Annotated in this window: 13 protein-coding genes; 3 read left to right on the top strand and 10 right to left on the bottom strand. The window is 46.7% G+C overall.

Features of this window, described 5'->3' with window-relative positions:
* Positions 1-151 (bottom strand): DnaB-like helicase N-terminal domain-containing protein (locus RTK32_RS13010; protein WP_312044586.1); only part of this gene is annotated, 151 nt, incomplete at its 3' end.
* A gap of 558 nt (positions 152-709) precedes the next feature.
* Here RTK32_RS13010 and RTK32_RS13005 point away from each other — a divergent pair.
* From RTK32_RS13005 to RTK32_RS12995, 3 genes are read left to right on the top strand one after another with little or no spacing between them, the layout of a single operon-like run.
* Entirely contained in the window at positions 710-1,285 is a 576-nt protein-coding gene (locus RTK32_RS13005) for a hypothetical protein (protein ID WP_312044584.1), read from the top strand.
* Entirely contained in the window at positions 1,267-1,737 is a 471-nt protein-coding gene (locus tag RTK32_RS13000; RefSeq protein ID WP_312044582.1) for a hypothetical protein, read from the top strand. The genes RTK32_RS13005 and RTK32_RS13000 overlap by 19 nt, the downstream gene beginning before the upstream one ends.
* Entirely contained in the window at positions 1,737-2,123 is a 387-nt protein-coding gene (locus RTK32_RS12995; protein ID WP_312044580.1) for an acyl-CoA thioesterase, read from the top strand. Before RTK32_RS13000 ends, RTK32_RS12995 begins: the two co-directional genes overlap by 1 nt.
* A 32-nt stretch (positions 2,124-2,155) precedes the next feature.
* Here the strand turns inward: RTK32_RS12995 and RTK32_RS12990 are convergent, their stop codons facing one another.
* From RTK32_RS12990 to RTK32_RS12950, 9 genes are all read right to left on the bottom strand, one after another.
* Positions 2,156-3,928: a TraI domain-containing protein gene (locus RTK32_RS12990; protein ID WP_312044578.1), complete on the bottom strand. Its 1,773-nt coding sequence runs from the start codon at positions 3,926-3,928 to the stop codon at positions 2,156-2,158.
* A 52-nt stretch (positions 3,929-3,980) separates the two neighbouring features.
* Positions 3,981-5,396, bottom strand: coding sequence for a UvrD-helicase domain-containing protein (locus tag RTK32_RS12985; RefSeq protein ID WP_312044576.1), 1,416 nt, complete (start codon positions 5,394-5,396; stop codon positions 3,981-3,983).
* Positions 5,397-5,548: 152 nt separating this feature from the next.
* On the bottom strand, positions 5,549-6,226 hold the full coding sequence (locus RTK32_RS12980) for an SAM-dependent DNA methyltransferase (RefSeq protein ID WP_312044574.1): 678 nt from the start codon (positions 6,224-6,226) through the stop codon (positions 5,549-5,551).
* A gap of 89 nt (positions 6,227-6,315) precedes the next feature.
* Positions 6,316-6,633 (bottom strand): DUF5983 family protein, encoded by a 318-nt coding sequence (locus tag RTK32_RS12975; RefSeq protein WP_312044572.1) that lies wholly within the window; start codon positions 6,631-6,633, stop codon positions 6,316-6,318.
* A complete protein-coding gene (locus tag RTK32_RS12970; protein WP_312044570.1) occupies positions 6,630-7,580 on the bottom strand; it encodes a DUF1281 domain-containing protein in 951 nt (316 codons plus the stop codon). The genes RTK32_RS12975 and RTK32_RS12970 overlap by 4 nt, the downstream gene beginning before the upstream one ends.
* A 101-nt stretch (positions 7,581-7,681) precedes the next feature.
* Positions 7,682-8,668, bottom strand: a complete 987-nt coding sequence (locus tag RTK32_RS12965; RefSeq protein WP_312044568.1) for a zincin-like metallopeptidase domain-containing protein — start codon at positions 8,666-8,668, stop codon at positions 7,682-7,684.
* A gap of 76 nt (positions 8,669-8,744) precedes the next feature.
* Positions 8,745-9,347, bottom strand: a complete 603-nt coding sequence (locus tag RTK32_RS12960; RefSeq protein WP_312044566.1) for a hypothetical protein — start codon at positions 9,345-9,347, stop codon at positions 8,745-8,747.
* Between the two features lie 90 nt (positions 9,348-9,437).
* Complete coding sequence (locus RTK32_RS12955; RefSeq protein ID WP_312044564.1) at positions 9,438-10,067, bottom strand: hypothetical protein; 630 nt, start codon at positions 10,065-10,067, stop codon at positions 9,438-9,440.
* 79 nt (positions 10,068-10,146) lie between these two features.
* Entirely contained in the window at positions 10,147-10,515 is a 369-nt protein-coding gene (locus tag RTK32_RS12950; protein WP_312044562.1) for a hypothetical protein, read from the bottom strand.
* Positions 10,516-10,587: the final 72 nt, after the last annotated feature.

The following is a 10,587-nucleotide window of genomic DNA, read 5'->3' as shown; positions in this document are numbered from 1 at the left end:
TATAAACGGCACGGTGCCCGGGAATGAAAAAATCTTCCTTCCTCAGCAGCAGATTGACGTCATCCCATCGATCATTATCCAGCATCAGCGCACCAAGCACACACTGTTCTGCCTCAGTCGAAAAAGGTATATCAGTAGCTTTTTCAGGCATGAAAATCCCCTCCACCGTCAGGTAGATATAATGAAGTAAACAATCAGATTATTTAGTTTTGCGGGCCGTTATTTCGTTAACGTAGATATCTAAATAACGGTCTATCAGGCTTTGTACGAGCTTTGATGACGTCATGACTCTTCCGAGCGCAGAACCCACTGACATAGCAGCCTGCTCAGTTTTGACTCGTCTTGCGGGACCTATGTAAACCAGAGGGGCTAATTTTTTATCATTCTCGAGCGAGGGCATAGCTACTGACTCCTTGTTAAGTTTTGTTGTGGAATTAGCCATAAATAAAATTCCATATGAAAACGAACTGAGCCCCTGAAATTTTTAATGCGCTGTCGTGTAAACCGCGCTAACCCTCGCTCAAACAGGTTTGTGTTAAGAAAGAGCAATATTATGATAATGTTAAACACTAAATATGTTTAGTGTTTACATATTAACATTGCTGATGGAAAAAACGCAATTATTTTACGTTCGTACGTTTTTTATTTACCTTTAAAGCTTATAAATTTCCTTTAAAATCATTGAATTAATTAGCCTCAGGGTGTGTGCATGTTAGATACGATTGGGAAGCGGCTTAAATGCTGTAGAGCTGCAACCGGCACTTCTCCTCAGGAGTTAGTTGCCTATGTTCACGAGAAAAAACTGGACCTGTCTTACACTTCTTACACACGCTGGGAAGCCGGCAGTGCTTTTCCTGTCAAAAAAATCCAGGCACTCAATGTGATTGTTGAATTTTTCAACAATCACGGGCTGCATGTTGAAACGGAATGGATCTTAAGCGGCGAAGGATTTCCTCCCCAGTTTGCTGAATACACCACGCTAGACGAAGACACTCTTTTTATTCTTGCAAGCCGACAGCTGGCTAACGTTGAGCTAATACAAATTGGCGGCGTCTACGGTGAGCCTTACGTCAATTTCGGAGAGTTCTGCATTGTATCTAACGAGATAAATATCGACCCTAATAATGGTAAGTTATGTTACATCAGACATACTGATGGCATAAAGATAGGGGTTATCTTAGTTTTGGATGAAGATACGATTCAGATTCAAGGCAAAGAAATAATAAACATTAAAAAAGAGAATGTTATAGAGTGTCGAAGAATAAAGTGGATTCAAAAGAAATAAAAATTAATTTCCATCGTTGCAGTAACGAGGTGATTAACTTTTTAGATAAATTTGAGCGAACCACCTACGTATCTACCTTACTTGTAGAGAATAACATCATCTCTGCTCACCAGAGCAATGGTTATGCAAATTGGGATAACAAGTTTTATTATGAAGGCAAATATAAAGACAGCCTTTTGATAAAGATAGGCATCGAATTAACCAAGATAAGAAAGGGTGATGTAAGCACTGTTATATGGGATGAAGCCCTTAAGATTGACAAAGACAATATTATCGATAAGCAACGTCGCGAGCATAATATTTATCATGGCATAAGCTTTATTTACGGCATTGAGGACAATGTAAGTATGGCCCTTAATGTCTGCACTGGAGAAGACACATCGCAAAAGGAGTTTGAAAATTTGATGCTCCCAATGCGCTTTGCGCTTCTGAATTATTTTAAGGATTTATAATGTACACTAAAAACTTTACTGTTGACGAAAAACACGTTGATTTTCAGGGTGTTGTTGACGGACTTTACTATCCATTCTATATGGAATGGACGCGCCATGCGTTTATGAAAGACCAATTGGGACTGGATCTTGAGCAGGAGTTCACTGAAGGCAGAATGCACATAATTCTTGAGTACACGATGAAATTCAAGAAAAGCCTGCAAAAAGGTGATGAAATGCAGGTCACATGCTCCGTTGCTGAAAATGAGAAAAAGAACCGTATCAACTTCGTTCAGCAGATAATAGTTAATGGTTCAGTGTATGCAGAGGCTGTATTTATAGCAACCTGCCTTGTTAATGGGCGTCCGTCTATTCCAGAGGTCGTAAAAAACGCTCTGGCTAACTGACATCAAGGGAATCCGTTCGGATTCCCTATGAACTAAATATCTATAAATATATATTTACCATCTCCGCATGGCAATTCACCCCTCCCTAACACCTTTGAAGATTTTAACATATAACCGCTTTTCTTCTTAAACTTCCCCTGAAATTCAGCTTCTTCATAAATACGAGCCCTGAAAAAACGACTGTCATTTTTAGAATGCAAAATACCCATCTTTTCAATTGATGATTGTACTTTTCTTTTATCTATTTCAATAGAATTATAATTAATGAACCTAAATATGGTATCAGGTAGAGATACGAATAAAAAACCACTTACAGTATGTACTAAGCTTTCATTCTCATTGATACTCAAATCTCCCTTTTCAATGGATTCTGATAGCCATGCGATAAATTGAGGACCTAAATCATTAATGTTAGTTATATTATTTTTTGAGCCTTCAATAGCAGATGAAAGGGTTTCATCTTCTAATGTTTCCTTAACGCAAATTTCCAGTGGTTCGCCCTGGTTTGCAGTATCTTCCAAGTCTAAATTATTGCTTATTACTGTAGGATCAGTGGCTAGACATGCCTCCTTAAGGGAAGGTGCTGGCTCCAGTTTTGAGCCCTGAGAATCATCCGAAAAGTCGGGTGCTTGAATAGGAGTTTCAGCATGGTGATTTGTGTCTAATCCTTTGTCATCATTATCATTATTAACAGCGAACATGCTAAGTAAAAGAGCAGTGTCGTCCTCCTGAGCTAGCGCAGCGCCCTCCGGCACTTTTTGCTCTGGCTCTGTATTTTCTATGCCCTTTTGCAGCTTTTCTGGGACCAGATTTAGGTCAGTTTCAGATTGTGATAAAGCCGATGCAAGCAAAGCATCCAGATTGTTTGCAAGCCCTGGATTAGCAGATAGCTCCTCCCCTGATGATATCGAGCCAGGTTGCTGGCCCTTCGCAATGCTTTCATCAATTGCAGGCTCGAGGCTTGCTCCTGACGTTATCAGACTTAGCGTATCTTCTAAGCCTGCAATCGGCGAAGTCTCCTTCGTAGAAGGATGACTTTCCGCTGTAGGCATTGTGTGGTTTAAAACACCAGGAGCACGCAGTTCAGGTGAGTGCACCAGTTCCATTGCCTTTGCAAGGATCTCCTCAATTAAAGGTATTCCACTTATCCCCTGATGCATCAGAAGAGTCATTGCACCAAAAGCTGCAGGTTTGGAAGAAAGCCATAAAACTCCGTCCTGCGGCAAAAGTCGGGTGGCGATAAATGAAGCCAATGACTGTCCGCTGGCATTGCCGGCATCTTTAGCAATATTTCGGAATCTGAAAATACTGTCTGGTGCTTTAACCCCGGGAGGCCAGGAACTGCCATCCAAAAGCTCGCCTTCGAAGCAAGCCAGTAATGGCAGATGATGGAATAACGCCGCCCAAAAAATCACAGCATTCCACAAAGAATTTTGCGCCGCCTGCTCTTCAGGAGCAGCTCCGGGTGGAAACATATACCCCTTCGCTAATCTGACACTGTAAGCTGTAAACTTGATCGTCAAATCAAGATATCCGCCTTCTGAGCTCCATTCCCCAGCAGAAGTGGCCGGGACATTCTGGGTAGCTTGAGCGAGCGTTCTGAGGGGTTCCAGATAAAGTCTTTCATACACATTTTCAGGAAGTGACGTGTTATCCCAGAGCTGTTTTAAAAGCTTTTTTCGGTGCGGCAGAGCCAGCAATTCTGCGCCTGTGGAAGGAGTAAAGTATCCTGAAGGGGATTTTTTTGCTGAACTGTCTTCAGCTGTACCCTTACCTGAAAATAAATTTTTCAGCTTGTTTAACATACTGAATTCCTGAACAAGTTGGTATTGGTCCATAAGAGCTATACAGAGAAATTTATGGTTTTTTTTTGACAACAGCTCTAACTATTTCATTGAGAATCAGCGTTTTTCTGGCTCGTGTCGATGCAACGTAAAGCAAGTTCAGCTCGTCTCTTCTGTCTTCAGCGCTTATCAGCGGATTGTTGATGTCATTGAAATCGTCGTTAAGAACGACCGTATCCCATTCCAGCCCCTTACTGCGATGAGCTGTTACTACTGTTAAATCCGCCTTGCTTTCGTTATGTGCTATCTGTCGCTTCAGAATCACGAGTTTCTGCGGAAGTGGAAAGTACATTTCCAGCAGCTTTATAGCCTGCCCCATATCTGCATCTTTTGTAGTTTTTGCTATCGCTTTGTACTCCTCAAAATCCCTGTAATCTTTAGTAAGCAGCGACTTTTGCATTCGCTCAGGCATATCAACTGAGAACCAATATAAATCCTCCAGATCCTCGACCCGATATCCTTCGATACCGCCTATCCAGAAGACCCTTTTCCCTGCAAGGCTTGCCGTAAGCGCTGCCCAAATAACGCCGGCTATCGTTCTGCTGATCACACAATGATGCTCTGCATCTTCCGGAATCGTATCAGCAATAATGTCTCCGCCACCGCAGCCAGTGACTTTTCGTTTTTCTCCTGCCTCTCTCAATAGTGCATTTGCCACTTCTGCTACAGCCGGTCCGAACCTAAAGCTGTTTGTTAGCCAGAGTCGATCTGCGTCTGCCAGCTCACTTGCATTAAGAGCATTTTCAGCACCCCTGAAACGGTAAATCTGTTGATACTGGTCACCGACCAGAATGACGCTACATCTTTGATTAAGCACAAAATAACTGGTTACGGGATTTGCATCCTGAGCCTCATCAAAAAGGATGAGATCCCATTTCAAACTAAGGTCTGGATTTGAAAGCTGATATAGCTTCAGATAGGTATCGTGTGTGACGGGAAAGCGGGAATCTGAGCAGCTCATTTCTCGCCATAAAACTTGTACGGCACCCAAAATTTTGCCGGCATCAAGGCCACTACGATCATTTTCATCAGGCAAATGTGCCAGACATGGGGCTAAATCAGCACTGTAGAGGAAGTTATTCAGCGAAGTGAGGCATACTTTTGCAAGAGGCCAGTATCTTGAGTTCAACAGCTTTGCAACGTCGGTTATGCGAAGAGACGTTGTTAGTCGATGCTGAAAGAAACGACCGAACTGGGGCCAGGCAAGTTGATGCGACGTTTTGCATTCAACATTGAAAGGAAAACGACGTTCAGCCTCATCCCGGATGGCACGATTATATGCCAGATACAGCATTCTCCGCTCTGGGTTCGCTCTGGCGAACGCTTCAAGCGTTGATGTTTTTCCGGTTCCGGCAAACGCGCCCACGACAAGCTTGTTTCCCGTCCACGTAATGATTCTTTCCTGTTCGGGAGTCTGTTTAAAAGACATAGCTCGGCAACCTCTGACAATGCGGTGTCACAAGGCTGCCAGTTTTCAGGGCGATAAACGACCATAAACTGAATGTTGAAATTGAATATTTTCTTCTTCAGCCTTTTTCCAGATACCGGACAATAAAAACGCCTCCAAGGAGGCGTTATGGTTCAGGCAGCGTTCTGATCATATTCGTTGAGGCGAACTGACCATCTGCCGGTGTAATGGGCGGGCGTGTAAATTGTGCGCCTGCGTTCAAGTGTCAGGGCATTACCGGTAATGACTTCAGCGGGTATGCCACACAAAGACAGCTGGACGTAAGACATGTCAGCAGCCAGCGGGTCAACGTCAGTTACTGACACCCATAACTGTTCATGTGGAGAATATCCACGCTGAGCAAACTCTTCGGCAAAAGCAATCACCATGCATCCGGCACCACTCGCCGGTTCCTGTAGGGTGATGAAGTCGCGATCCGGAAAGCATTTGCTTATACCGTGAAGCTGTAGTGAAGCCATCATACGGGCAACATCCCAAGGCGTAAAAAACTGGCCCCGGTATTTGTCTCCCATATTCAGCTCCATGAATACGCTACCCAGAAAATCACAACGTTCTGCTTCAAGCGCCATAACGACAAGCCCCATCAGCTTAGCCATGTTGCTGACATCCTCCTTTTCATAGCCAGCGATTATGCGGAGGTAGCGGTTTTCCAGCTCCTGATCAAAACTAACCCCATTGTGCAGGGCAATAGCGGAGCAGCTGACAAAGTCTTCAAATACCTTGTGGCGCTTATGGTAGGTCGCTGTAACCTGAAACAGCTTCAGAAACGCTTTTTTGTATTCAATGGTCATTCGTGTTCTCCAAAAAAAAGGGGAACACGCCCTGAGAGGAGTGTTCCCCTCAGGGTATTAGGGCCGCGATTAACGACCCGTGGGTTTACTTACCAGTCATTCACTTCAAAACCATCAACCCGCGGTGCGCCTGATTCAAATATCAGGAGCTCCACTGCATCATGCTTCATCAGTGAGACGATTAGCCGGCGAACGCTTTTTGACAGTCCCTCTGTCTTAAGCCTCAAAACCGGATTTGAAGAAACGGTCAGCCGGATTATGTAGCCACAACCGATATAGTGGATCCATTCACCAGGCCCCCACTCATCACGCCGACTAGAAATCTCATCGAGCAACTCGTTGTCCAGAGACGTTAGATGAGCCGTTGAGACCACTCGGCATCGCAGATATTCATCTGCATTTTTCATACCCTGACCTCCTGATATGAAGCGGCTAACGATGACTGCGCGCTGTCTACGGCTTCAGGTTCATCCACATTATCTGGAACGACTGTCTCAACTTCTGCGGCCAGTTCGTCAATGGTGACTTCGCCACTGCTGACGTGTTGCCCCCGATCGTAGCAATCGAAACCTTCAAGTTCATGGGCGGGCTCGCTATACCAGTGACGAACCTCGCAATCGAACATTGCCGATAGAGCGGCCACTGATTCACCAGACGGCGGAAACCAGGGTGAGTCGAAGGACAGCTTTATGCTGTTTATCCCTTCACGCTGAAAGCGGACGTTATGGCCGACGGGCCATTCCATTCCGTACAGCCGACAGTAAAGACTGGTTGCCGTAGACATACCGGCCAACAATCCACCGCTACCGTTTATCTCAGCCGCAAGCCGGCTGGGAATAATCTGCAGCAGATCGCAGGGCTGGGATCGTTCGGGAAACTGTCCGAGTTTTTCCCAGCACAACGCAAAGTCAATGTCTCGCGAAAGAGACGCCACACCAAACCAGTCGGCATACCGATCTTCTATGAGCCTGCCAATCTGTTTACGCGACAACTCTGGAATGCTTTCCCACTTTATGGCGCCAATACCCGACTGATGATAAACACGATTTATCAATCGGAGATGATGACCGTCCAGAGGGACGTCTTTTTTCAGATATTCCAGCCACTGTTCGTATGCCTGATTAGCCAGTGTATTCTGCCCGATCCCAAGTTTTATAAGCTCCGGGTTGGGTGAAAAAGATGCCGTTTTAACGGGCCGAAGCAGGCCGCCACAGCCCGCAAGGAAAAGTTTTATGCTCTGCATAACGGCATGGCGGTAAAGAGGCTCTGTTTCACCTTTTATCCATTCCTCTGCAACGGCCAGAAGTGGAGATTTACCGGTAATTTCAAAATGATTTCTGCACCAGTCAGACATGGTTGATTTCCTCTCACGTAAAAAAAGAGGGCATCATCCCGTGAGGAATAATGCCCTCACGGGATGGCAACGTGCGATATAAACGCCGCCGGGTTGGTTAATTAAGCAGCCTGGGCCGCTTTTTTAGTTGACTGCAGTAAAAAATCTGACGCTTCTCTCGCGTGCCGGCAGGCACGAAAAAGGGCTTTTTTGTCCTCTTTAAGCGTCTTCAGCCAGGAGTCGATATAGCTTTCGTGCTGAACCTCGCCATAAACGCCAAGCTGGGCGCAGAGAAACGCGCTGCCCATTTCGGCTATCAGCTCCTCAAATGCATAAACCGGATCGCCGAATTTTCTGGATGATTTGGTTATGCCTTCGCGGTTGAGCCGTTTCTCATGGCCTGATGCATGCACCATCTCATGCAGCAGCGTGGACCAGTAATCGGCCTCGGTAAAAAATTGCTTCGCCTCCGGCATTACAATTCTGTCGGTAGCCGGGCTATAGTAGGCGCGATCCTGTAAACGAATGCTGATAGCCACGCCTGCGGCATCGAGCAGTTCCATTATTCGCTGTTCGGTCGGCCAGTGAAGCCCGCCCTGCTCATCTTCATCAGGAGAGGCATGCGGTATATCAACAGCAGATTCGGGTAACCCGTCACACTGATCGACGTTAAACAGAAAGTTGGGCTTTATCATCACCCGCGACTCCATCAGCGGATTACCTTCGGCATCGAAACGCAGGTTTCCACTGAGATCTTCAGCCTGTTTTTCAAAAGGCTTGAAGATAACGGCCTGCGCACAGGTTTCACCCTTGCGAACCTGGCCGCCCATGTCCTGAGCCTGTCTATACGTTACCCAGCGATCCGTTTTGTAACCCTTCTCTTCGGCCTCAAGCCAGAGAAGCAGAACGTTAACACCGCTGTAGGCGCGCCCCGTCGATGCATTGACCGGCAGCGGGCCTGCGGCAGCGTACTTCTGTGTCGTGCGCCATGGTTTTTTCCATGGAGCTACGCCTTTCTCAAGTGCTTCAACGATGCGATCCGTTACCTTCTGATAAAGATCGACGGTTTCTGTTTTCTTTGCGCGACGCGCTTTGATTGGTTTCTTCACGGGATACTCCTTCAGTAAAAAAAAGGGCGTATCCCTCCCCCAGTGGGCGAGAAATACGCCCAGGGGGTCAGGTTGGTTAAACGACGGTAAGAATTGAACCGTCGGTTTTCACGATGTTAACGAGTTTTTCCAGAGCGCTTCTGGCATAGGAGAATTCGAGCTTATCGCTATGTCTGGCCCGCTTACATCCGATAAATGCCGCCTCTTCAATCAAATTTGAGGCTGATACATACCAGTGTGCACGCTCTCCATTGTCATAGCACGCCGGGAAATGCACCATTCGCATCCGGTCGAGCCGCTCAGTGAACTGACGCAGCTTTGCCACGCTTACCCACTGAACAGGACCACGAACAAGGCGAAAGGCTTCACGCGTTCCAAGCACGACTACGCGCTCGTCGCTGCTGAGCTCATAAAAGAATTCAGCTCCGCCTGTATCAAGCGCATGCGCTGAATAGCCACCGCCAAAGTACATCTCAGCCAGTACGCCAGGATCGGTGCTGCCTCCCCTGAACCCCACTGGATAAATGCGGTTCAGCCGGGGAAAAAGCTTACCGGGTCCTAATCGCTGAAATTCAAGATACACACCTTCCTGCGGGCAGATAATTAGCGTGGCGGACATAGCGTGGTGGTAAGTTTCCCTGAACAGCTGTGAGAGCTGCGCATTGTCAAAATTAAGCATGAGATCGCCTTAGAGACTGAAAGGGATCTCATCCCGGCGGGATAAAATCCCTTCGGGGTTAAATGGCTGCGGCTTTAAGCCGGAAGTGAACTACTCCAGTGAACTTCTCAGGCCGTAAAGCCTGTATTCAAATTCATTGATAAGCAGCCACTCCTGCGTTGTCACGATACGTTCGGCTCCGGACATCATCGTCAGCATGAGCTCATCGGCTGTGCCGTTAAACACATTGTCATCCCTGAAGGACTCCGGTGATGTCAGGTTCAGCGTTGCATTATGACGACACAGCCAGCGGACGGGTAATGACCAGCTGGCAGCACCTGCAGAGGACGTAATCTCAAAACAACCTTCGCAGTGGTTATAAAGCAGAACCAGCACGAGGCGGGTGAAAAAATCAACCGGCTGGCCATGTGGGGCGATAACATCCAGTTTGCCATCGGTACTGTTGGATCGGAGACGTGTTATCAGCACACTCTGGTCCGTAAAGTCATCTCCATTCATGCCGGAGAAAAGAAACATTTCCGGATCCGGAAAAAGCGCCGATGACCGTTCCGCCTGCGTACCCTTAGTGGGATCGCAGGGACGAAGATTCTTAGGCAGTTGCCAGAAAACCTCGGTAATCGCTAGAACAAAGGTGACCCACTGTTCATGCGGTACGGTTGCCTTCTGGGTGACGGTATAATTAACATCTGCAGTACATGCGGGGCGTAAAAAGGGCGTCATAAATCCTCCTGAAAAATTTGGGGGATCAACGCCCGTGAGGGAGTTAAATCCCCCAAAGGGTTAAGTGTGTTTTCTGAAATCAGATGGCGGTTTCCGAGGTATCCCAGTCGGGCTCAGCAAGATAAATCTGAGCATAACTGCTGCCTTCGTCAGTGCCATAATCCCAGGAACACTGGCAGATCTCCTTACCAAGGGTATTGAGGCCGGCCAGCATGTCGGTAAAGGTTGAAGATGAAAAACGTCCGCAGGTGGTTGCATAGCCAAGGCGACTTGCAACGTCCATCAGCGCGTCATTGATTGTGTATGGATGCTTAAACTGCTGCAGCTCAGTCAGATTAAGATTCTTACGGGCCTTCAGGTACATAAGTTCGCCTTCGAGCATGGACAGGACGTACATATCTCCGATTAGACCTTCAGACGATTCAAAGACATAAGTTCTCGTATACATCGTTAAATTCTCCCAAATACCTTACTGATATGCATAACGCAAAGTTGCCATCTGGTTAGCCAGTTTCAGAGC

The organism is Erwinia sp. (genome assembly GCF_031978025.1).
GTDB lineage: Bacteria > Pseudomonadota > Gammaproteobacteria > Enterobacterales > Enterobacteriaceae > Erwinia.
Note: the sequence above shows the minus strand (reverse complement) of the source record. Positions and strands in the feature narration are given on the sequence as shown.

Bases quoted from the DNA above. Each gene is read 5' to 3' on its own strand.
- RTK32_RS13005 (WP_312044584.1), top strand. From the start codon at position 710: ATGTTAGATACGATTGGGAAGCGGCTTAAATGCTGTAGAGCTGCAACC.
- RTK32_RS12995 (WP_312044580.1), top strand. From the start codon at position 1,737: ATGTACACTAAAAACTTTACTGTTGACGAAAAACACGTTGATTTTCAG.
- RTK32_RS12990 (WP_312044578.1), bottom strand. From the start codon at position 3,928: ATGTTAAACAAGCTGAAAAATTTATTTTCAGGTAAGGGTACAGCTGAA.
- RTK32_RS12985 (WP_312044576.1), bottom strand. From the start codon at position 5,396: ATGTCTTTTAAACAGACTCCCGAACAGGAAAGAATCATTACGTGGACG.
- RTK32_RS12980 (WP_312044574.1), bottom strand. From the start codon at position 6,226: ATGACCATTGAATACAAAAAAGCGTTTCTGAAGCTGTTTCAGGTTACA.
- RTK32_RS12975 (WP_312044572.1), bottom strand. From the start codon at position 6,633: ATGAAAAATGCAGATGAATATCTGCGATGCCGAGTGGTCTCAACGGCT.
- RTK32_RS12970 (WP_312044570.1), bottom strand. From the start codon at position 7,580: ATGTCTGACTGGTGCAGAAATCATTTTGAAATTACCGGTAAATCTCCA.
- RTK32_RS12960 (WP_312044566.1), bottom strand. From the start codon at position 9,347: ATGCTTAATTTTGACAATGCGCAGCTCTCACAGCTGTTCAGGGAAACT.
- RTK32_RS12955 (WP_312044564.1), bottom strand. From the start codon at position 10,067: ATGACGCCCTTTTTACGCCCCGCATGTACTGCAGATGTTAATTATACC.
- RTK32_RS12950 (WP_312044562.1), bottom strand. From the start codon at position 10,515: ATGTATACGAGAACTTATGTCTTTGAATCGTCTGAAGGTCTAATCGGA.